Below are 21131 nucleotides of genomic sequence, written 5' to 3'. Positions count from 1 at the left end.
CTTAGCAAACCTATGATGCCCTATGAACGTGCTGCTCGCGCAGGGTTAACAAGCTTCGTTAAGTCATGTTGAGTTTTGTCGGCTGCCGTAATGCCACGTGATGACAGTTTCATGGAGCTCACAGGGAGTTCGCACCACAGGGGTGCGGCCCTCGATTCGGAGGTGAGCTCTGTGAAGCTCTTCATCGACGTCACCGGCAAGTCGTTCATGGTGACGAAGGAAGCGGTCGAGAAGTCCGACCAGAACGGGCGTCAGAAGTCCGAGCGGGAGACCGGCCGACCGATGTGGGTCACGCAGGTCATGGCGCTGGACGAGACGGGCGGCGAGATGATCAACATCACCACGGCCGGTGAAAGGCCTACGGTGACCGTTGGTTCTCAGGTCGCCCTGTTCAAGCTGGAGGCACTGCCTTGGGCGACCAACGGTCGCAACGGCGTGGCCTTCCGCGCGGCTGACATCAAGCCCGCTGGCGCTCCCGCCAGTAAGTAGACCGCGTTCCCGATCTTCGTCGGTCGAATTGTCGAAGATCGCACAACGAGATCACCTGGAGATTCGTTGCCACATCTCCAGGCAACCAACCGGAGATTCGGGATCGGCGCTGATGTTCACATCCAGGCCGGTTCCGGACCCGGATCAGCAGTCAGCGCCCGTTGAAACGGAGACTGCATGAACGCCAACACGCAAACCACCACGCGGTACATGTACCTCATGACCGTGCTCATCGGCAGTGCGCAAGCCACTGTCGCCGGCACCTTCGACGCAAAGCCGGGAACCAGCCGCTTGGCTGTTTACACCCACATCGTCGAAAACCGCATCAAGCGCGAGCTCGGCGTACAGCAGCTGAGCATCCTGTACTTCAGCCTCGAACCCGACGCCCTGGGGGTGTCTGTGTGATGGCCAGAGACAAGGTCTCCACGACTCAGAACGTCGGCCTGGGTATCCAGCTTCTCATCGTCATCGTCGCAATCGCGTTCGCGTTCGGAGCCATGAACAGCGGTGAGATGAACGACCTCGGCGATCGGATCAGCGACAAGCTGAAGTCCCTCAACACCACGTCCGCCCCGGCGGACCCGGCACCTTCCGTGCATCGCGGCAGCGATAAGCCCGCGAAAAAGAAGAAGGAGCCCCGCAAGGATCCATCTGCAGTCGTATGCGAGGGTCCGCCCGAGGCGGTTACGTGCCGCTTCGCCAACCCGCAAGAGGACCTGCACTGATTACTTTGGAGGGCTGATCAGCCTCTCCTGAAGACATGGACGGGACCGTGCCTGTTGCCACACGCCACGGTCCCGCCTCAATTCCCCACCCTCGACAGGAGGAGAGCCATGTCCAAGCGTACCTTCGGCACGCACCACAACAACAGAGGTGGCATCGGCCGTCGCGGTAACGCCGTCACGGTGATCCAAACCAACGTGCAGTACAGCTACCTGCGCACCGCAAAGATCACTTTCTACGTCGTGATGGCCATCGTCGGCCCCTTCACCGCCGTCATCGCCACCCAATACCTGCACCCACTCGCCGCCGTGCCGCTCGGCCTGATAGCCGGCACCATCGTCGGCGGCCTGGTTGCCTGCATCATCGCCATCTGGCCCGTCCTGCGTGCCATCTGGTGGTGGCTGCCGGAAATCACCCTCGCCATGCTGCTGATCGGCGGCTGGGTGTACCTCCAAGACCAGATCAACCCGATCATCACAGGCGTCATCTACGCCAGCACGATCGCCTCTATCGGCCTCGTGCCGGTCGTGCGTCGTTACATGCTGGCGCTGCTGTGGTGCCTTATCGTCCGGCATCGCCTGCGTACCTGCTTCAACACCTTCCTCCCCGCCGACCGGCACGGCCATCTGCCCTTCATCGGCGTGGCCAAGCCCATCCCGGTCGGGGAACGCGTCTGGGTCTGGCTGCGCCCGGGCCTATCCCTGGAACAGATCGAATCCCAACTCGACAAGATCGCCGTCGCCTGCTGGGCCGCCTCGGTCACCGTGACCAAGGCTCGTTCCTCCAACTCCGCCGCCATCTACCTGGACATTAAACGCCGTGATGTCCTCGGCGGCCTGGTTGGCTCCCCCCTCACCGAGGACCTGCCGACCGATGTCCCGGCCATCCCCCGGCCGGTCGCAACCGTTCCGGCGCAGCTCGATCTCGCTGACGTGCCGGACATCGACGACACCGACCCCACCGAGCGTCCGGCCAAGAAGAACGGCCGACCCCCGGCCGTCACCGGCGCCCCCGCCAAGACGGCCACGGACAACTCCGACCTCGACTGGATCTGACGCGTCGTCCGCTACCGGGAGAACCTCGTTTGCCCCTCCCGGTAGCACCTCTCACACGCCTTCAGACACGTAAGAGGTGACGCTGCCATGCGCGCGGCTCTTCCCGAACTCCCGGTCACGATCCCGGTAGCGCCGACCATGTCCATGTTCGACCCGGTGTTCATCGGGATCGACGAATTCGGCAACCCGGTCTACCTCGACCTGGTGTACCACAACCTGCTGGACGCCGGAGAACCCGGCGGCGGCAAGTCCGTACTGATCCAAAACCTCGTCGGGCACGCCTTCATGTGCCACGACTTCACCCCGGTCCTGCTGGACCCCAAGTGGGTCGAACTGGGGATGTGGATGGAAGCCGCCGAAGCAGCCGGCGGCGTGTTCGTCGGCCCCGACATCGACAAGGGCCTTCGCGTCCTGCGACGCCTGCAAAAGGTGATGGACCGACGCTACTCCTGGCTGGTCGCGCATGGCCGCCGCAAGTTCTTGCCGAGCGACCTCATCAAAGTCATCGGCGTCTTCATCGACGAACTCGCCTACTACACCGCCACCACCGGCACACCTGAGCAGCAGAAAGAGTTCATCGCCCTCGTCCGCGACCTGGTCGCACGAGGCCGTGCCTGCGCCATGCCGGTCATCGCCGCCACCCAACGCCCCAGCGTGGACATCATCCCCACCTCGCTACGCGACCTGTTCGGCTACCGAGCAGCCTTCCGCTGCACCACCCCCAACAGTTCCGACATCATCCTCGGCCACGGCTGGGCCTCGGCCGGATTCAACGCCCAAGCCATCAGCCCGAGCACACCTGGCGTCTTCTACCTCATCGCCGAAGGCGGCATCCCCCATCTGGTCAAAGCCGCCTACCTCACCGACGAGCAGATCCACCAGCTCGTCGACTACGTCACCTGGATCCGCCGCAACGGCGATCCAGCCCCCGTGCCCCTGGCTGCCTGAACGGAGAACCACCATGCCCCACGACCACGACATGGTCCCGGCCCTGAGTGAGGTGCCCTGGCCCGACCAGCCACCCCATGACCTGGAGGTGCTCGCCCTGTGCTGCGTCGAGTGCAGCAATGACACCTTCGTCGAAATCATCATCACCACCGACCGAGGCCGCGAGAGCGCCTTGGAATGCACCTGGTGCCAGGAGGTGTACATCAATGACCGCTGACTCCACCCCCGCGATCACCTGGCTGGAAAGCCCGCAGATCATCGGTCACACCCGCTGGTACGACGAACTCAGCCGCCCCTACACCTGGCGCCTGCCCATGTTCTGGCTCAAGAACGACATCGACACCGGCGAAGACATGACCGCGATGACCGTTCCAGCCTCCGCCTACGACGACCCCCACTGGAGGCCACTGTGATCCACAAGGCCTACCACCCCAACGGCAGCCCCGACCTCCGCAACTGGATGGTCCAGTGCGACAACGGCTGCCCCAACATGATCCCCATCCTGAACGCGACACCGTCCGGCTGGTCCATCGGCAGACGCGAGAACTCGCGCTGCTACTGCCCCGCCTGCGCCGACGTGCTCGCCATGTGCCTGATCTCCTGGGCCCTGGTCTGCCCCGCCTGCGGCTCCCCGCAGCTCACCCTCGGCACCAACAGCCACGGCACCGCTGAATTCGTCCTGTGCGACGGAGAGTGCCGCTCCACCTACCTGACCGCCGACGGCTGGCACTGCGCTTGCTGCGGCGACCCCATCGCCTGACGGCACTGACTGAACACGCAAGCGAGGGCCGGACCTCTCGCCAAAGATCTCCGGCCCCCGCCTTTCCCATTCCAACTCCCAGCGATCAAGCAAAGGAGCAGAACACACCATGCACACTAGCGGCGCTTCGGCTGCCCGGATACCGCAACTCGACCGGCTCAACGCCACCCCCGGTACCCGTGTCGTCTTCTACGACCCCACCGGCAGCGAACACGGCCTGCCCACCTACCCCTGGAAGTGGGCCCCCAAGAACCTCAAGACCCGACGCCAACTCGCCGCCCTCGGCCTGCGCCCCGGCGGACAAGCTCCCGTCGCCCAGATCCTGTGGCGCAAAGGCGGCCGCGTCGCCTACCTCTACGACATCGCCCGCGCGTTGCCCAAGCGCAAGCCCACCAGCAAGCAGCTCGACGCCCTCGGCAAAGCCCTGCGCGCTCGCCGCGCCCGCCGAAACGAGCGGAGCGCATCATGAGCCGCTCGATCGAAAACCCCGACTACGCCGCCTTCCTCAAGCGGATCATCCGCGCTTACAGCAAGCGCATCGCCGATGGCGACATCGAAGCCCTCGCCGACCTGACAGGCGTCGTCGCCGAACTCGACCACGCCATCGCCCAGGCCGTCATCCAGCTGCGAGCCGAGTACGGCTACTCCTGGGCCGACATCGCCCGGCCTCTCGGCATCACACGGCAGGCCGCCCAACAGCGCTGGGGCGGTGAGAGCACATGAGCTCCAGCGGAACCGTCTACCTGCTGCACTTCGACCGGCCCTACAAGCACGCACGCCACTACATCGGCTGGACGCCCGGAGACCTGACCCGGCGACTCCGCCAGCACCGCAACGGCACCGGCGCCCGTCTGCTCCAAGTCATCACCGCCGCAGGCATCGACTTCGTCGTCGCCCGTGTCTGGAACGGCGGACGTAACCTCGAACGCTCCCTGAAGAACCGGGGCGGAGCCTCACGATCCTGCCCCTTATGCGGAGTCACCCCGCGTGTCACCGGCTGGGAGCCGGCAGACCATGACCACCCGGCACCAGGAGACACCAGCACGCTTTACGCGATCAACCTCGTGGCCGCCACCTGCGCATGCAACCGGATCATCACCGTCGCCGCAGACCTGCTCGCCACAGCCTCCTTCACCTGCGGCGACTGCCACCAACCCGTCGTCCCACTCACTCGCGACGCCCAGGGGGAACGCCATGCCCTCACCGTCTAACCGCTCCGAACGCATCGAATCCGGCGTTCAGCTCCTCATCCTGCTCCTGGTCGGCCTCATGGCCGGAGCAGCCTCCTTCACCCACGTCCACGACTGGACCATGGCCAACAGCCCCGAAGGAACCGGCGAATGGTTCGGCTGGGCCAACGCCGTCATCTCCGAACTCACCCCCACCGCCTCCGGCCTGGAAGTTCGACGCCGCAAGCGTAACGGCCAACCCATCACGTACCCGATGGTTGTTCTCATCGCCTCGGCCATCCTGTCCGTCGCGGCACAGATCGCCGTCGCCAAACCCCACCCCACCGGCTGGCTGATCGCCGCCATCCCCGCACTGGCCTTCCTCGCCCTCACCAAGCTGGTGCTCTCACGCATCCCCACCACCGAACCGGCGACACCTCAAGAGGCCACCGCACTCGAAGCTGACCCGGAACCCACGTCTGAACCTGCGGTAACGCCCCTCGGCCTCGAGCGCCAGGACCACGAGCACACTGACCACCGCACCCTCCAGGAGCAGCCCCCGGCCCTGCCGGTCCTGCCAGTTCTCCAACTGCCCGCTCACGCCCTGGAAGGACAGCACTAACCCATGCCCACCCAGCTCGACACCGCTTCGGCGCTGGCTCTCACCCCCGGGACCGTTTCCCCGGCCCCGGGCGTGGGGGCGAACACCGAAACCCACCTGTCCAGCCCCTTCGCGCACGAACCCAGCCAGCAGATCCGCACCGCCCTGCAATGCGCCGCACGCCCCGACTACCCCGCCTGGCTCCGTCACGTCGAATCAGCCGCCGCCTGCACGAACCCAATCCGCCTGCACGGCCACCTGGCCACCGTCGACGCGGGCACCGGCGAGATCCTCGCCCACCGGCACACCTCGACCCTGCCTGACGGCGTCATCTACAAAGCCTGCGGCAACCGCCGCCACACCGTCTGCCCCGCCTGCGCCACCACCTACCAACACGACGCCTACCACCTGGTCCGCGCCGGACTCGTTGGTGGCAAGACCATCCCCGACAGCGTCCGCACCCACCCGGCCGTCTTCGCCACCCTCACCGCCCCCTCCTTCGGCCTTGTCCACACTCGCGACGTGCGCCGCTGCGCCTGCCGCGACAAGACCCGCTGCACCTGCCGACCTACCCCCTGTCATGCCCGCCGCGACGCCCCCACCTGCCCCCACGGAACCCCGCTGGCCTGCTGGCAACGTCACGCCGTCGGTGACGAGCAGCTCGGCCGGCCACTATGCGCCGACTGCTACGACCACGCCCACCACGTCGTCTGGAACCACCAGGCCGGAGAACTCTGGCGCCGCACCAAGCAACACGCCGAACGCCACCTCAACCGGCTCGCTCGGCAACGCGGTCTGCCCAAAATCCGGCTCTCTCACGGCAAAGCCGCCGAATATCAAGCACGCGGCGCGGTCCACTTCCACGTCCTGCTGCGCCTGGACGGCATCGACCCCGACATGCCCGACGCCATCATCGCGCCCCCGGACGGCATCACCGCCGACGACGTCATCGCCGCCGTCACTCTGGCCGTCACCACCATCGTTTACACCACCGACCCCCACCCCACCCGCCCCGACGGCTGGCGCATCGCCTGGGGCGACCAACACGAGATCCGGTCCATCACCCTGTCGGCCTCCGGCGACGCCCTCGACGACCAGGCCGTCGCCGCCTACCTCGCCAAGTACTCCACCAAAGGCACCGAAGCCACCGGCCACGCCTCCCGGCGACTTACCCCCGACACCATCGACCTGTACGCCAACCCCCACGGCGCCCATCCCGAACGCCTCATCGCCGCCGCCTGGACCCTCGGCCAAGCACCCGAATGGGCCGGATTACGCAGGTGGGCCCATATGCTCGGCTTCGGCGGACACTTCCTCACCAAAGCCCGCCGCTACTCGATCACCTTCGGCTCCATCCGGGCACAACGAGCCGCCTACAGACGCACACAGGCCCTCAACGACGGCCACCCAAGGCCAGAGGGACACCCCGAAACAGCGCCATTCCAGCGTCAAGCAGACCTTGACACCAAAACCGAGGAAACCACCCTCATCATCGGATTCCTCGCCTATGCAGGCACCGGCTGGCACAGCACCGGTGACCAACTCCTCGCCAACACGGCAGCGGCACAAGCCCGCGAACGCACCCGAGCAGGACGCGAAGAACTCGCCCACCACGCCTGGGAACAGAGCTCGTCCACACCGCTCGCCGCCTGACCAACCCTCAGAACGCGAACGGAGCACTACATGCCCGACTCAACGGTCCTGCCGCTGCTCTACAAGCCCGAAGAGGCGGCAACCCAGCTTCGGATCAGTCGAACGAAGGTCTATGCATTACTCCGGAGCAGGGAGATCCGCTCAGTGAAGATCGACGGCTGTCGGCGTATCCCGGTAGCCGCACTCTCCGAGTACGTCGCTCGCCTCGAAGGGAGGGCGGCATGAGCACAGAGGACCTCGACTTCTCGATCTACTTCGACGCGAGCAAGAACGCCTGGATCGCGGCCGTGTCTCTCGGCTTCGACGGCGCCGGCCGTCGTGTCCGTCGCAAGGCATCGGTTGTCCTGCCCCGCAAGTGGCAAGATCGTCCGGTCGGCGAACAGCGAGAACAGGCGATCAAGCTGCTGACCCCCAAGGTCAAGAAGCTCCGCGAAGAGGCCGAAAAAGGGATCAAGACCAAGGCAAACTACCGCGTGAGTGACGCCGTGGAGGACTTCCTCACTCACGGACTCAAAGGCCGCAGCCTCGGCACCATCACGCACGCTCGGTCAATGGCCGAGAATCAGATCAAACCGAAGATCGGTAACTATCGGCTCAAGGACCTTCGAGCCGAACATGTCGATCTCTGGCTCGATGAACTCGCCGAGACCCTCGCCACCAAGACGATCATCCAGATTCACAACCTTCTGACCCGAGCCATCCGTATGGCGGAGAAGCGTGAACTCGTCGGCCGCAACGTCTCGGCCCTGTGCGAGACACCACACGGACAGGAAGGACGGCCGAGCAGGTCCCTCACGCTGGACCAGGCCGTCGCGGTTCTCAAGGCCTGTGAGGGTGAAAAGTTCGGCGCGTATGTCATCACCTCACTCCTCACCGGAATCCGGCCCGAGGAAGCTCGCAAGCTCCTCTGGGAGGCCGTGGATCTGCGCGGGAAGCCACCGTCCATCTCGGTCCTGCGCGCCGATCGAGTCGGCGGCGACACCAAGACCAAGAAGTCACGTCGGGCGCTCGCTCTTCCTGCCCTCGTGGTCGATGAACTCAAACGGCACCGAGCAGGGCAGACCGCTCAGAAGCTGCTCGCTGGCGAGGCGTGGCAGGAGCATGATCTCGTCTTCGCACGTGATGACGGAACCCCGCTCGACCCGATGCGCGTACTGCGCGGCCTGCGAGTGATCACGAAGAAGGCCGGTATCGGGAACCGCTGGAAGGTACGGGAACTGAGGCATTCCTTCGTCTCGATCTTGAGTGACGGGGATGTCTCGGTGGAACGTATCGCCGATCTCGTCGGGCACTCGACACCCACCACCACGCAGACCGTCTACCGGCACCAGATCAGGCCGGTCATCGTGCATGGAGCTGAAACCATGGACGCCGTCTTCGGCAAGGATGATCAAACCGGGTAGTGGCTCCCCCGCTGGCTCCCGGAACGGCTCAGGCCCTCCCACCTGTTGCCGGTGAGAGGGCCTGAACTGCCAACCTCTTGGTTGACTGCAGCTCCCGCGATAGGACTCGAACCTATAACCTGCCGGTTAACAGCCGGCTGCTCTGCCGTTGAGCTACGCGGGATCGTGCGTCTGCGCATGTCCTCGGGGCTTTCGGGCCCTTCGTCGTGCGCAGGAATAGATTAGCGCACTCCTGGAGTGCGTGTCGCATCGTAAGCGGGGTAGGCCCGGAGACAGCGGAGGTGCAAAATGCGTTATCGAGTGACATTCGCTGTGGGACTGGCGGTCGGCTACGTGCTGGGCAGCCGGGCCGGACGCGAACGGTACGAACAGATCAGGCGGACGGCGCAGCGTGTCGCCGACAACCCCAGGGTGCAGGAGGTCGCCGGGGTGGTGGGCGCGCAGGCGTCGAGGCTGGCCGGGGTGGCCAAGTCGAAGATGGGGGCGACGTTGCAACACCGCATCCCGTTCCTCAGCGCCGACAACCACCACCCCGACACGGGCACGGGCTGGCCTGAAGAGGACATCGTGGACAAGAAGGCCCGCGAGAGCGGCATCCCTTACTGATCCGACAGAAGTCCGACAAGGCACGGCAGGGCATGGGCGTGGGCGCCCCACACGGTTCCGTACGGGCGTCCACAGCTGGGCGGGCGCACACGCCCATGCTCCGCCACCCGCCGGCTGGGCTGGCGTCACACGCCCATGCTCCGCCGCAACCCTTCCAGGGCCTGTTCGGCCTGCGCGCGCAGGCCCGGGTCCTCTGGGTCGAGGCCGTCGTCGAAGACGAAGGTCCAGCCGCGCACCTCGCCGCCGGGCCGGCGCCTGGCCACCAGCCGCACGCCGCCCCTCCCCGGCAGTTTCACGTGCTTGTTGACCACGATCGTGGAGTTGACGCGTTCCCGCACGGTCTCGGGCAGCATCCGCGGATCGGTGATCCGCTCGGCGTGCCACGTGCCGTCCGTGGTGAGGATCCGCACCCCGTCGTCGTCCCACGACGCCTTGTCGACCTTCTCGTACGGCACCCGCGTCCCGTCCGTCAGGTACAGGGCGAGGTCCGTGGCCACCACATAGCCGGAGACCGCCCCGGCGGCGAACGTCAGCACCCGCTCCCCGGGCTCGGTGGCCAGGGACTTGCGGACGTCGGCGGGCAGGCGGCGGAAAATGCTCATTCCTCCACGTTATCGGCGAGCAGATCGAGGGTGAGCGCCGCGCTCCAGGAGAAGTCCCTGCACCCGCGCCCGCTGCCGTCGAAGGGGTCGAAGCACTCCCGGAATCCGGCCTGCCGGACCAGGCGCAGGGTGCCGTTGGCAAGCTGGCGGCCGAGCTGGTCGAGCGAGTGCACGGCCGCGGCCCTGCGCAGCAGCCAGTTGGTGTTCACCCAGGAGGGGCCCCGCCAGTAGCGCGTACGGTCGAACTGGGGCGCCCGGATCTCGCAGCTCGGCACCGGATAGCCGGTGGCCCCCATGAACCTGGCCGACTCCAGCACCTCCACCGCCGTGTGCAGGTGGTCGCTGGGCAGCCCGGGATCCAGCAGCGGCCCGAACCCGCCCACGGTGCAGACCCGGATCAGCCGGTCGGTCCGCAGGTCGCGGGCGTAGAAGCAGCCGTCCCACAGGCGGTCGAGCATGGCCTGCCTGATGCGGTCGGCCTGCTCGGCGTGGGGTACGGGGTCGGCGCCCGCCAGCGGCGCCAGCTCGGCCAGGGCCTGGCAGGAGGCCAGCCAGATCCCGTTGAACATCGGGTCCTCGATCGCGAACGGATGCTCGTCCCGCAGGTATTCGGCCCGGTATCCGGCGTCCCGGTAGCGCATGGCCAGCCAGACGTAGCGGTCGTGGTCGCTGTCGGGGTGGCGCTGCTCGAGCTCCACGTGGCGGTAGCCGTACCTGATCGCGGGCAGCGCGTTCAGGGGCTCGTCCCAGGAGGGGCTGTCGTCCATGCCCGACTCCCAGGGGTGCACGATCGCCGCCAGGCCCGCGCCGCCGAGATCGCGGGCCGAGGAGAGGTAGGCGTGCTGGGCCACCAGCGCCGGGTACGCCTTCCTGACGAACGCGACGTCACCGGTGTGCCGGTAGAACCACCACAGCGCCAGCGCGTGCAGCGGCGGCGAGGTGAGTCCCGAGGTGAGCACGCGTGGCGCGGCCTCGTGCTCCTGCGAGCGCCACACGGACGGCCCCGGGAAGTACGCCTCCCGCGTGTGGAAGACGATGTGCGGCACCATCCCGGTCGCCCACTGCCCCCGCAGCAGGCTGAGCAGCTCGTCGCGGGCCCGGTCCGGCCGGTGCCTGGCCAGACCGATGACGACGAACGCGGAGTCCCAGCTCCATTGGTGCGGATAGAGACCTGGCGCGGGCACGGTGCCCGTGCCTGTCCAGTTCGCCTCGAGCACGGCCAGTGCCTCGCGCCCGAGCGCGGCATCGTCGACCGCGGGCCGCGCCTCCATCACACAACTATGCCTGGGGAAACGCCAGGACGCTATGTCCTCTTGACCCACTTCGACAGGAGCATGACCCCGAAAGCCACGGCACCGATGATCAGTCCCCACTTGAGCAGCGTGAGAGCGAAGCCCACAAGGGGCCCGAGGAGTACGAGTGCGGCGATGACGGCCGCGATGATCAGCAGAATTCGTCCCATGCCCGCAACGGTAAAAGATCCTTTAAGCGAATTGCAGGCGATGCAGGGTTGAATCAGGGACAAGTCAGGGGTCACCCCTACTCTTGGAACCAACCGGCCGATCCCCCCGTTGTGCCGGTAGGAGCGAGGGTTCGGGGGCGGCCTGCTTCACGGGGAGCGTGATGAGCCTGGGACCACCTATGAGCAGGGAGGGCGTCGAGCACGCACTGCGCGCTCGAGCCGACGAACGCGACCGCGTCTCGGGCGACCTGCTCGATCTCGAATCCCACACCACCTATCAGGTGCTCAAGGGAGCCTCCTTACGCGGGGAGACGCAGCGCAGATGGGCCGCGGCACAGGAGTCGCTGGTCACGCTGTGGTCCCTGAACGACGCGTACCGGGGGGTGCTGCGCGACGCGGAGCAGATCAGGGCCACGCGCGCCAGGCTGACCCCCGAACAGCTGAGCCAGTTGACGGAGCTGCTCTCGGGCCCGTCCGTGGTGCTGCGGGCCACCGCCAAGCCCGTCGAGCAGCGCTCGCTGCTCCCCCAGAAGGACGAGCGGCTGACCTTGGACCAGACCCTGGCCCGGATGGACGCCGCCTTCCGCGAGGTCACCTCCACGCTCAACGACATCGACGCGGTCTGGAACGCCGTGCTGCCCCGCCTCGACGGCGCTGACAGCGACCTGCGCCACATCCGCGACCTCGAACGCCGGCTCGGCGAGGGCGCCGACCTGACCGCGCAGGAGGCCGAGCTGAAGCGGCTGCGCGGCTCGGTGCTCGAAGACCCGCTGGGCCCGTCCGCCGAGCCGGACCTCGACCGGCTGACCCGGCTGCTGGCCGGCTCCCGCGCGGAGCTGGAGCTGGCGCTCACCGTAAAAGACGAGTTCGCCAGGCGGCGGGAGGACCTCGTGGCCGCGCTCGACCGGGTGCGGGCGGCCGAGAGCGAGGCCAGGCTGGCCCACGGCGCGGTCGTCGTGAAGATCGCCCTGCCGCCGCAGGCGCAGCCGCGCGGCCGGGCCGAGTCCCTGGCCGCCGAGCTGGACGCGCTCGACGCCTCGGCCGACACCTGGGTGCTGCGGGCCAAGCGGCTGGCGGCGCTGGAGGAGGAGGCCCGCAAGGCGGCCGAGCAGTCGCAGACCACGGCCAAGGCGCTCTACGGCCTGGTCAGCAGGCGCGACGAGCTGCGCGGGCGGCTCGGCGCCTGCCAGGTGATGGCGGTGCGCAAGGGCCTGGCGGAGGACCCGGCGGCCGGCGAGCTGTTCGAACGGGCGCGCGTGCTGCTGTGGACCGCGCCCTGCGACCTGACGAGGGCGGCGGCGGCCGTCGAGACGTACCAGCGCGCGATCCACGGAGGTAGACCATGACCCGATGCGCGCAGCCGGGCTGCACGGGCACGATCGAGGACGGCTACTGCGACCTGTGCGGCCACTCGGCGAGCACCCCGGCGCCGGCGCCCGCTTCTGCGCCCATTTCTGGGCCCATTTCTGGGCCCGTCTCGGTCCCCCTGCAGACGCAGCCGGTGAGCCGGTCCGTCACCTCTCCGGTGAGCAGCGGCAGGTCGCGGCCCGGCGTGCTGGCCACGATCGCCGAGCTGCCGTCGGTGCCCTACCGCGACCCGGCCACCGCGGTGATGGCCGACCCCGTGGTGCCCGAGAACAAGCGGTACTGCGCCAACCCGGCGTGCGGGAAGGAGGTCGGGCGGTCCAGGGAGGGCCGGCCGGGGCTGACGGACGGGTTCTGCCCGCACTGCCGCACGCAGTTCTCGTTCACCCCCAAGCTGGGCAAGGGCGACCTGGTGGCGGACCAGTACCGCGTGCTGGGCTGCCTGGCGCACGGCGGGCTCGGCTGGATCTACCTGGCCTCCGACGAGAACCTCGACGGCATGTGGGTGGTGCTCAAGGGCCTGCTCAACACCAACGACGCCGAGGCGCTGGCGGCGGCGGAGGCCGAACGGAAGTTCCTCACCACCGTCGACCACCCCAACATCGTCAAGATCCTCAACTTCCAGCGCTCAGGCGGCTTCGGCTACATCGTCATGGAGTACGTCGGCGGCCAGTCGCTGCACGAGCTGCGCCGCCAGGGCCCGCTGCCGCTGCGCGAGGCCCTCATGTACGGCCGGGAGATCCTGCAGGCGTTCGCCTACCTGCACGAGCACGGCATGGTCTACTGCGACCTCAAGCCGGCCAACGTGATCAGGGTCGGCAAGCGGCTCAAGCTCATCGACCTGGGCGCGGTGCTGCCCATCGGCGCGCCGCCCGGCTCGGGCTGGGCCACGCCCGGCTACCACGCCCCCGAGGTGGAGGCCCACCCCGCCGCCGTCACCGCCGACCTCTACACCGTGGCCAGGACGCTGGCGGTGCTGGCGATCCCCGGTTTCTCCCCGTACGCGAACAACGTGGCCACCCCGCTGCCCGAGGACTGCGGGCACCCGTCGTTCACCCGGCTGCTGCGCAAGGCCACCGCCGTCAATCCCGCCGACAGGTTCCAGAGCGCGGAGGAGATGGAGGAGCAGCTCGTCGGGGTGCTGCGGGAGGTCTGCGCCATCGAGGACAACGTCCCGTACCCGGCGCCCTCGCCGATGTTCGGGCCCGAGCGGACCGCCGTCGGCACGGCGCTGGCGGAGGAGAGCGACGTGGTGTTCGGGCCGCTCGACCCAGTGGCCGTCGCGCAGGCGCTGCCGGTGCCGCTGGTCGATCCTGCCGACGCGGCGGCGGGCGCGCTGGCCGGGCTGCTGGGCAGCGACGGCAAGGAGCTGATGGACCAGCTCGCCGCGCTGCCGAAGACGCCCGAGACGAAGCTGATGCGGGCCAGGCTGCTGGCCGAGGGGGCCGCGTCCGAGGCCCCCGTCGCGCTGAACGAGCTGGACATCGAGCTGCCCCGCGACTGGCGGGTGACCTGGTACCGCGGGGTGCTGTACCTGACCACGGCGCGGCCTGAGGAGGCCGTCGCGATGTTCGACGCGTGCCTGTCGGCACTGCCCGGCGAGCTGGCGCCGAAGCTGGCGCTGGCGTTCGCGCTGGAGTGCGCGGGCAAGCCCGCCGCCGGCTGGTACGAGGCCGTCTGGCGGACCGACCACTCGTACGTGAGCGCGGTGTTCGGGCTGGCCAGGTCGGGCCGGATGAGCGTGCTCGACGAGGTGCCCGCCCACTCGGTCTACCGGGCGCGGGCGCAGGTCGCGCTGGCGGTCTCGGCCGTACGGGGGGCCGACCTGAGCACGCTCACCACGGACGACCTGGTGGGCTCGGCCGACCGGCTGGCCAAACAGGCCGACCTCGACCCGCGCCGCCGCGACCTGCTGACCGCCGAGCTGCTCACCTCGGCGCTGGCCTGGCTCGAGAGCAACTCTCCGCCGAAGGGCGCGCAACTGGCCGGGGCGCCGTTCACCGAGCAGGGGCTGCGCAGGCGGCTGGAGTCGATCTTCCGCAGGCTGGCCGTCGCGGCCGAGTCCCGCCAGGAGCGCCACGCCCTCATCGACCAGGCGAACGCGGTACGACCGAGGAGCTGGTTCTGATGGATCCGCAGCGGAGCGAGGACATCCATCAGAACACTCCGAGCGCAGCTCGGCAAAACAGCGCCAGCTGTCCCGTCTGCGAGGCGCCCGTGCTGGCGGGTGACACGTACTGCGAGGCGTGCGGGCACACCCTGGGCGCGCCCACCTGCGCGTCGTGCGGCGCGGCGGCCGTGGACGCCGAGGGCTACTGCGAGCGGTGCGGCCTGCGCCAGCCCACCGGCAGGGACCACGCGGAGACCGTGATCGACGGCGGCGCGGCGGCCGTGACCGACAAGGGCCTGCGCCGCAGCCGCAACGAGGACGCGGTGGCGCTGCTGGCGTCCGGCGACACGATCGTGACCGTGGTCTGCGACGGCGTGGGCAGCTCACCCAGGGCCGACGAGGCGTCCGCGGTGGCCGTCGAGACCGCCTCGGCGGCGCTGGCCAGGGGGCTGGGGCAGGAGGAGGCGTTCGCGCTGGCCGGGCGCGCGGTCACCAAGCTCGCCACGTCCGTGGACGACGCCCCAGCCTGCACGTACGTCGCCGCCGTGGTCGAGCCGGGCCGGATCACGCTCGGCTGGGCCGGCGACACCAGGGCCTACTGGCTGCCGGGCCCGCCGGACCGGCCCGTCGTCATGCTGACCGTGGACGACGCGATCGAGACCGGCGAGATCACCGGCTGGCTGGGCGCCGACGCGGTCGACGTCCCGCTCCACGTACGCACCCTCACCCCGGAGGAGCCGGGCCTGCTGCTCGTCTGCAGCGACGGCCTGTGGCGCTATCTGGACGGCTACGCCTTCCCCAGCTCCGGAACCCCCCTCGACATGGCCCGCGAGATGCTGCGCCACGCGCTCGACTCCGGCGGCCAGGACAACGTGACCATCGCCTTGATCCCCTTAGGAGTGACGCATGGGTGAGCAGCCGACTTTCACCTTGACGATCGACCAGAACAAGTACCTCGCCACCGACGGCCGCGACGTGCACGCCATCCTCACGGTCAGCTCCACCGGCGGCGTCACCACGCAGTCCGTCACCGCCGAGGCTGCCGAAGTGATCATTATTGACACGTCCGGCTCGATGAGCGGCAGCAAGATCCGCGAGGCCAGGCAGGCGGCCACGGCCGCCGTCCACACCCTGCGCGACGGGGTGTATTTCGCGGTGGTCGCCGGCACCGAGCGGGCCAAGGTCGTCTACCCCGGCGGCAACGCCAACCTGGTCAAGGCGAGCCCGGCCACCAGGGCCGAGGCCGAGCGGGCGATCAGCCGGTTGAGCGCGCACGGCGGCACCGCCATGGGCGAGTGGCTGAAGCTGGCCGGGCATCTCCTCGCGGCGCACCCGTCGGCGATCCGGCACGCGCTGCTGATGACCGACGGCCAGAACAACGAGCGGCCCGAGGTGTTCGCCTCGGTGCTGGCGGGCTGGAGCGGCAAGTTCGTCTGCGACTCCCTGGGGATCGGCGAGGACTGGGTGCCCGCCGAGCTGCGGAAGGTCGCGGAGGCCATGCTCGGCTCGTTCGACTACGTACGCAACCAAGGGGATCTGTCGGAGTTCTTCCGCAGGCTGACGCAGACGTCGATGAGCAAGACCGTGGCCGAGCTGTCGCTGCGGGTGTGGGTGCCGCAGACCGCGACGCTGAAGTTCGTCAAGCAGGTCTCCCCCACGCTGCTCGACCTGACCGGCAAGCGCACCGACGTGAACCCGCTGACCGGCGACTACCCGACCGGCTCCTGGGGCACGGAGGAGCGCGAGTACCACATCTGCGTGGAGGTGCCGCCGGGGCAGATCGGGCACGAGATCAGGGCCGGCTGGGTCAAGCTCGTACGCCCCGACACCCAGGAGGTCCTGGCCAGCGGCAACGTGCTCGCCCAGTGGACCGACGACCTGGCGCAGTCCACCCGGATCAACGGCAAGGTCGCCCACTACACCGGCCAGGCCGAGCTGCACGAGCTCATCCAGGACGGCCTCAGCGCCCGGGCCATGGGCGACGTCGACACCGCGACCGCCCGCCTGGCCAAGGCCCAGCAGCTGGCCGCCCAGTCGGGCCGCGAGGACACGGCCAGGCTGCTGGAGAAGGTGGTCGAGGTCGATCCGGCCACCGGCACGGCCAGGCTGCGCAGGAACGTGGACAAGGCCGACGAGCTCGAGCTCGACACCGGCTCCGTCCGTACCAGCCGGCTGCGCAAGGAAGGAAACTGATGGCCACCTGTCCGCAGGGGCACCCGTCAGGCGCCGACGACTACTGCGACGTCTGCGGCGCCCAGATGGGGGGCGCGCCCGCGGCCGCGCCCCAGCCCCAGGCTCCGGGCCCGTCGGTGGAGGCGTGCCCGGTCTGCCAGACGCCGCGTGCCGGGCAGTTCTGCGAGGTGTGCGGGCACGACTTCACCGGCGGCAGCGCGCCCGTCTCGGTCCCCGTGACAGGGGTGCGGTTCGAGGCCGTCACGGCGGCCGACCGGACCTACTACGAGAAGGTCGTCGCCGAGGGCGGGCCCGACGCGGCGGCCATGGCGTTCCCGCCGTACTGCCCCGAGCGCTCGTTCGCGCTGGTGGGCGAGCAGGTACGCATCGGGCGGCGCAGCAGGGCCAGGAACGTGGCCCCCGAGATCGACCTGACCGGGCCGCCCGAGGACCCGGGCGTCTCCCACCTGCACGCCGTGCTGCTGGCGCAGCCGGACGGCTCGTGGCTGCTGGTCGACCCCGGCTCCTCCAACGGCACCCAGGTGAACGGCAGGCCCGTCAAGGTCAACGTGCCCGTCAGGGTCGGCGCGGGCGACCGGATCCACCTGGGCGCGTGGACCGTCATCACCATCAGGGAGGGCACGCCGTGACCCTCGCACAGCCCCAGGCGCCCCAGGCGCCCGCGGTGCCGGCGGCGGGCGGCCCGCCGCCGGCGCGGCGGAGCGTGCCCGGCAGGATCCGGGTCATCACCGGCATCACCGTCGCCTCGCTGGCGTTGCTCTTCGGCGCGCTCGCGGTCGGCAGCACGACCGCCCGCGAGGGCCTGCAGGTCATCGGGCGCGACGCGGGCCCGCAGGTGGTCGCCACCGCCGATCTGTACCTGGCGCTGAGCGACATGGACGCGCAGGTGGCCAACGTGCTGGTGATGGGCGACCAGTACGCGCCGCAGCGCGCGCAGGCGCTCGACCGCTACGAGGCGGCGCGGTCCAGGGCCAACGAGGCGCTGATGCAGGCACTGTCGCTGGCCGACACCAAGGCGGAGCAGGAGACGGTCCACTCGGTGCTCGACCGGCTGGGCCGCTACGAACGGCTGACCGGCCAGGCGCTGCTGCTGGACGAGCGGTCCAAGCACGCGCCGGGGCCGCCGCCCCAGGACGTGGTGCTCACCTACCGCGAGGCCACCAAGCTGATGCGGGTCGAGCTGCTGCCCCAGGCGTACAACCTGACCCTGGAGAGCGGCACGATCGTGCGCGCCACCTACGACGACAAGGCCGTCATGGTGCCCCTGCTGCGGGTCGCCGTGGTGGTGGCCGGGCTGCTCGCGCTGGGCTGCCTGATCTGGCTGCAGGTCTTCCTCGCGCGGCGCTTCCGCCGGGTGTTCGGCCCGGCGCTGCTGGTCGCCACCGTGACGACCGCGGCCGCGCTGCTCATCGGGACGAACGTGCTCTCGCAGGACGAGAACGCGCTGCGCACGGCTAAGTCGGCCGGGTTCGACTCGGTGCTGACGCTGGCCAAGGCGCGCTCGATCAGCAACAGCATGCAGGGCGACCAGAGCCGCTACCTGCTCGACAAGGAGTGGGCCGACACCTACGAGCACACGTTCCTGGACAAGGCGATGTCGGTCGTCTACCTCAAGGCGGGCAACCTGCGGACCTACCACGACCAGGTCGTCAAGGGCGACGACGACGTCCTCGGCCTGCTGGGGCCCGAGCTCGTCGGCACGCAGGGCGACCAGGCGATGGAGGCGTACCGGAGCTTCCAGGCCGCCGACGGGAAGTTCCGCGAGCTGGTGGCCGCCGGCAGGACCAACGAGGCGGTCGCCGAGCGGCTCGGGCCGGTGGCCCAGGCGTTCGACGCCTATGACCGCGCGCTGGTGTCGCTGTCCGCCGGGCACCAGGCCGTGTTCACGCGGGCGATCACGACCGGCGAGGGCTCGCTGGACAACCTGTGGCGGCTGCTGCCGTTCGCCATCGGCGCGATCGGCCTGCTGGTGATCGCAGGGGTGTGGCCACGACTCAAGGAGTACCGGTGAAGCGGGCGTTGGCGGCGGTGCTGGCCCTGGTCGCGACGGTCGTCGCGGGCTGCGGCACGGACGGGCAGGAATCGGTCCTGGACAAGGAGCAGATCGTCATCGCGGTACGGCCGGACCTGCCGTCGGTCGGGTTCCGCCGCCCCGACGGCAGGTTCGAGGGCTTCGACGTGGACGTGGCCGCCTACATCGCGCGCAAGCTGCACAAGCAGGCCTCCTACATCGGGGTGCTGGCCGCCGACCGGGCGAAGGTGATCACCGACGGCAAGGCCGACCTGGTGCTGGCCACGTTCACGATCGACCAGGAGCGCAAGAAGGACGTGCTGTTCGCGGGGCCGTACCACGTCTCCTACCAGGACATCCTGCAGCGGCCCGACGAGACCATCAAGAACGTGCGCGACCTCAAGGGCCGCAGGATCTGCGCGGTCAAGGGCTCGAACGCGGCCCAGCGGGTCGTGCAGGAGCGCGAGGTGCCGGCGCAGCTGGTGCCGTTCGACGACTACAAGGCGTGCCTGACGGCGCTGAAGAGCAAGCAGGTCGACGCCGTCACCACCAACGACGTCATCCTGGCGGGCCTGGCCAACCAGGACGGAACGGGGCTGAAGCTGGCCAACGCGCAGTTCAACGAGCAGCGCACCGGGGTGGGCATGCGCAGGAGCGACGTGCCCGGGTGCGAGGCGGTCAACCGGGCGATCACCGACATGTACCAGGACGGGACGGCCGCGCGGCTGCTGCACCGGTGGTTCGGCAAGTCGGGGCTGGACCTGTCGACGGTCGCGGTGCCGCAGTTCGAGGGCTGCTCCTGACGGCCGCGGACATGGGAAGGGCCCGGGCGAGGCGCCCGGGCCCGTTCCCTTGGGACCCTCCGGATCAGTCCAGATAGTCCCTCAGCATCTGCGCCCGCGTCGGATGCCGGAGCTTGGCCAGGGTCTTCGACTCGATCTGCCGGATGCGCTCCCGCGTGACCCCGAACTCCCTGCCCACCTCCTCCAGCGTGCGCGGATGGCCGTCGGCGAGGCCGAAGCGGAGCTGGATGATGCGCTGCTCGCGGTCGGACAGCGTGGCCAGGATGTCGTCGAGCTGGTCCTGCAGCATGATGAAGGCCGCAGCCTCCATGGGCACGACGGCGTCGGCGTCCTCGATGAAGTCACCGAGATCGGAGTCCTCCTCACCGATCGGCGACTGCAGCGACACCGGCTCCTGGGCGATGCGCTGGATCTCCACCACGCGATCGACAGGGAGGTCCATCTCCTTGGCGATCTCCTCGGGAATCGGCTCGCGGCCGAGGTCCTGGTGGAGCTGGCGCTGCACGCGCACGAGCTTGTTGATGGTCTCCACCATGTGCACGGGGATGCGGATCGTCCGCGCCTGGTCGGCGATGGCCCTGGTGATCGCCTGCCTGATCCACCAGGTGGCGTAGGTGGAGAACTTGTAGCCCTTCGTGTAGTCGAACTTCTCGACCGCCCGGATGAGCCCGAGGTTGCCCTCCTGGATCAGGTCCAGGAACAGCATGCCGCGGCCCACGTACCGCTTGGCGATCGACACCACGAGCCTGAGGTTGGCCTCGATGAGCCGCTGCTTGGCCCGGGTGCCCTGCCAGACGAGCTCCCTGAACTCCGGAAAGGCCAGGCGCGAGACCCCGCTGCCCAGCTTGTCCTCGGCGAACAGACCGGCTTCGATCGACTTGGCGAGCTCCACCTCCTCCTCTGCGGTCAGCAAAGGCACGCGGCCGATCTCCCGTAGATAAATACGGACCAGATCGCTGGTCGGCGCCCGCTTGCCAACGTCTTCCTCATCGGCGCGGGTGGTCTCCTCGTCGCCCTGGGGCTCGAGGACCTCCACGCCGTTCTCGGCGAGCATGCGCACGACGCGTTCCAGCGCGTCGGACGGCAACTCGGATCGGTCAAGCGCGGCTGCGACGTCATCGACGGTTACGCTCCCGCGCTCTCTTCCCTTCGCGACGAGATCCGCCACCTGATCTACC

Annotated in this window: 27 protein-coding genes and 1 tRNA gene; 23 read left to right on the top strand and 5 right to left on the bottom strand. The window is 68.9% G+C overall.

Translation table 11 applies throughout. The features are described from left to right. Nucleotides 1–171 precede the first annotated feature (171 nt). The 15 genes from HD596_RS26810 (at nt 172) to HD596_RS26740 (ending at nt 8801) form a co-directional block, all read left to right on the top strand. On the top strand, nt 172–489 hold the full coding sequence (locus tag HD596_RS26810; RefSeq protein ID WP_185072073.1) for a hypothetical protein: 318 nt from the start codon (nt 172–174) through the stop codon (nt 487–489). 177 nt (nt 490–666) lie between these two features. Next, nucleotides 667–894: a hypothetical protein gene (locus HD596_RS26805; RefSeq protein ID WP_185072072.1), complete on the top strand. Its 228-nt coding sequence runs from the start codon at nt 667–669 to the stop codon at nt 892–894. Further along, nucleotides 894–1214, top strand: coding sequence for a hypothetical protein (locus HD596_RS26800; protein WP_185072070.1), 321 nt, complete (start codon nt 894–896; stop codon nt 1212–1214). Before HD596_RS26805 ends, HD596_RS26800 begins: the two co-directional genes overlap by 1 nt. A gap of 108 nt (nt 1215–1322) precedes the next feature. Further along, entirely contained in the window at nt 1323–2267 is a 945-nt protein-coding gene (locus HD596_RS26795) for a hypothetical protein (protein ID WP_185072069.1), read from the top strand. An 87-nt stretch (nt 2268–2354) separates the two neighbouring features. Continuing rightward, entirely contained in the window at nt 2355–3215 is an 861-nt protein-coding gene (locus tag HD596_RS26790) for an FtsK/SpoIIIE domain-containing protein (protein WP_185072067.1), read from the top strand. Between the two features lie 13 nt (nt 3216–3228). Further along, the gene (locus HD596_RS26785) at nt 3229–3432 is read left to right on the top strand and encodes a hypothetical protein (RefSeq protein WP_185072066.1); all 204 of its coding nucleotides are present in this window, start codon (nt 3229–3231) and stop codon (nt 3430–3432) included. Then, nucleotides 3422–3628, top strand: coding sequence for a hypothetical protein (locus HD596_RS26780; protein ID WP_185072065.1), 207 nt, complete (start codon nt 3422–3424; stop codon nt 3626–3628). The genes HD596_RS26785 and HD596_RS26780 overlap by 11 nt, the downstream gene beginning before the upstream one ends. Continuing rightward, entirely contained in the window at nt 3625–3975 is a 351-nt protein-coding gene (locus tag HD596_RS26775) for a hypothetical protein (protein ID WP_185072064.1), read from the top strand. The genes HD596_RS26780 and HD596_RS26775 overlap by 4 nt, the downstream gene beginning before the upstream one ends. A 109-nt stretch (nt 3976–4084) precedes the next feature. Beyond that, nucleotides 4085–4444, top strand: coding sequence for an RRQRL motif-containing zinc-binding protein (locus tag HD596_RS26770; protein WP_185072062.1), 360 nt, complete (start codon nt 4085–4087; stop codon nt 4442–4444). Further along, the gene (locus HD596_RS26765; RefSeq protein ID WP_185072060.1) at nt 4441–4698 is read left to right on the top strand and encodes a hypothetical protein; all 258 of its coding nucleotides are present in this window, start codon (nt 4441–4443) and stop codon (nt 4696–4698) included. The genes HD596_RS26770 and HD596_RS26765 overlap by 4 nt, the downstream gene beginning before the upstream one ends. Continuing rightward, nucleotides 4695–5186, top strand: a complete 492-nt coding sequence (locus HD596_RS60465) for a GIY-YIG nuclease family protein (RefSeq protein ID WP_221519530.1) — start codon at nt 4695–4697, stop codon at nt 5184–5186. Before HD596_RS26765 ends, HD596_RS60465 begins: the two co-directional genes overlap by 4 nt. After that, nucleotides 5170–5766 carry a DUF2637 domain-containing protein gene (locus HD596_RS26755; RefSeq protein WP_185072058.1) on the top strand — a complete coding sequence of 199 codons (597 nt, stop codon included), beginning with the start codon at nt 5170–5172 and terminating at the stop codon, nt 5764–5766. The genes HD596_RS60465 and HD596_RS26755 overlap by 17 nt, the downstream gene beginning before the upstream one ends. Before the next feature lie 72 nt (nt 5767–5838). Further along, nucleotides 5839–7398, top strand: coding sequence for a replication initiator (locus HD596_RS26750; RefSeq protein ID WP_221519529.1), 1560 nt, complete (start codon nt 5839–5841; stop codon nt 7396–7398). Between the two features lie 30 nt (nt 7399–7428). Beyond that, nucleotides 7429–7623 (top strand): helix-turn-helix domain-containing protein, encoded by a 195-nt coding sequence (locus tag HD596_RS26745; RefSeq protein ID WP_185072056.1) that lies wholly within the window; start codon nt 7429–7431, stop codon nt 7621–7623. Continuing rightward, on the top strand, nt 7620–8801 hold the full coding sequence (locus HD596_RS26740; RefSeq protein ID WP_185072054.1) for a tyrosine-type recombinase/integrase: 1182 nt from the start codon (nt 7620–7622) through the stop codon (nt 8799–8801). The genes HD596_RS26745 and HD596_RS26740 overlap by 4 nt, the downstream gene beginning before the upstream one ends. A 91-nt stretch (nt 8802–8892) precedes the next feature. Here the strand turns inward: HD596_RS26740 and HD596_RS26735 are convergent. Further along, nucleotides 8893–8964: transfer RNA gene (locus HD596_RS26735), tRNA-Asn, on the bottom strand. A gap of 125 nt (nt 8965–9089) precedes the next feature. Between HD596_RS26735 and HD596_RS26730 the strand changes: the two genes are divergently transcribed. Next, on the top strand, nt 9090–9407 hold the full coding sequence (locus tag HD596_RS26730; protein ID WP_185072053.1) for a YtxH domain-containing protein: 318 nt from the start codon (nt 9090–9092) through the stop codon (nt 9405–9407). Nucleotides 9408–9532: 125 nt separating this feature from the next. Here HD596_RS26730 and HD596_RS26725 read toward each other — a convergent pair whose 3' ends face one another. From HD596_RS26725 to HD596_RS26715, 3 genes are read right to left on the bottom strand one after another with little or no spacing between them, the layout of a single operon-like run. Further along, nucleotides 9533–10009, bottom strand: a complete 477-nt coding sequence (locus HD596_RS26725; protein WP_185072052.1) for a hypothetical protein — start codon at nt 10007–10009, stop codon at nt 9533–9535. Further along, a complete protein-coding gene (locus HD596_RS26720; protein ID WP_185072050.1) occupies nt 10006–11280 on the bottom strand; it encodes an amylo-alpha-1,6-glucosidase in 1275 nt (424 codons plus the stop codon). The genes HD596_RS26725 and HD596_RS26720 overlap by 4 nt, the downstream gene beginning before the upstream one ends. Before the next feature lie 32 nt (nt 11281–11312). Then, nucleotides 11313–11471: a hypothetical protein gene (locus tag HD596_RS26715; RefSeq protein WP_185072048.1), complete on the bottom strand. Its 159-nt coding sequence runs from the start codon at nt 11469–11471 to the stop codon at nt 11313–11315. A gap of 179 nt (nt 11472–11650) precedes the next feature. Here HD596_RS26715 and HD596_RS26710 point away from each other — a divergent pair, with 179 nt between their 5' ends. The 7 genes from HD596_RS26710 to HD596_RS26680 all read left to right on the top strand — a co-directional run bounded on the left by HD596_RS26710 (nt 11651) and on the right by HD596_RS26680 (nt 19953). Next, nucleotides 11651–12817, top strand: coding sequence for a hypothetical protein (locus HD596_RS26710; protein WP_185072046.1), 1167 nt, complete (start codon nt 11651–11653; stop codon nt 12815–12817). After that, nucleotides 12814–14964: a serine/threonine-protein kinase gene (locus HD596_RS26705; protein WP_185072045.1), complete on the top strand. Its 2151-nt coding sequence runs from the start codon at nt 12814–12816 to the stop codon at nt 14962–14964. Before HD596_RS26710 ends, HD596_RS26705 begins: the two co-directional genes overlap by 4 nt. An 89-nt stretch (nt 14965–15053) precedes the next feature. Beyond that, nucleotides 15054–15860 (top strand): protein phosphatase 2C domain-containing protein, encoded by an 807-nt coding sequence (locus HD596_RS26700; RefSeq protein WP_313044709.1) that lies wholly within the window; start codon nt 15054–15056, stop codon nt 15858–15860. Further along, nucleotides 15853–17139, top strand: a complete 1287-nt coding sequence (locus HD596_RS26695; protein ID WP_185072043.1) for a vWA domain-containing protein — start codon at nt 15853–15855, stop codon at nt 17137–17139. The genes HD596_RS26700 and HD596_RS26695 overlap by 8 nt, the downstream gene beginning before the upstream one ends. After that, nucleotides 17139–17768 (top strand): FHA domain-containing protein, encoded by a 630-nt coding sequence (locus tag HD596_RS26690; RefSeq protein WP_185072042.1) that lies wholly within the window; start codon nt 17139–17141, stop codon nt 17766–17768. Before HD596_RS26695 ends, HD596_RS26690 begins: the two co-directional genes overlap by 1 nt. After that, entirely contained in the window at nt 17765–19150 is a 1386-nt protein-coding gene (locus HD596_RS26685) for a GlnX family signal transduction membrane protein (RefSeq protein ID WP_185072041.1), read from the top strand. The genes HD596_RS26690 and HD596_RS26685 overlap by 4 nt, the downstream gene beginning before the upstream one ends. Further along, nucleotides 19147–19953, top strand: coding sequence for a transporter substrate-binding domain-containing protein (locus HD596_RS26680; RefSeq protein ID WP_185072040.1), 807 nt, complete (start codon nt 19147–19149; stop codon nt 19951–19953). The genes HD596_RS26685 and HD596_RS26680 overlap by 4 nt, the downstream gene beginning before the upstream one ends. A 64-nt stretch (nt 19954–20017) precedes the next feature. On the opposite strand, the gene rpoD is transcribed toward HD596_RS26680, so the two are convergent. Beyond that, a complete protein-coding gene (gene rpoD / locus HD596_RS26675; RefSeq protein ID WP_185072039.1) occupies nt 20018–21121 on the bottom strand; it encodes an RNA polymerase sigma factor RpoD in 1104 nt (367 codons plus the stop codon). Nucleotides 21122–21131 lie beyond the last annotated feature (10 nt).

This window comes from Nonomuraea jabiensis (assembly GCF_014204795.1).
Taxonomy (GTDB): domain Bacteria; phylum Actinomycetota; class Actinomycetes; order Streptosporangiales; family Streptosporangiaceae; genus Nonomuraea; species Nonomuraea jabiensis.
The sequence above is the reverse complement of the archived record's forward strand: the minus strand, read 5'-3'. Positions and strand labels throughout refer to the sequence as shown.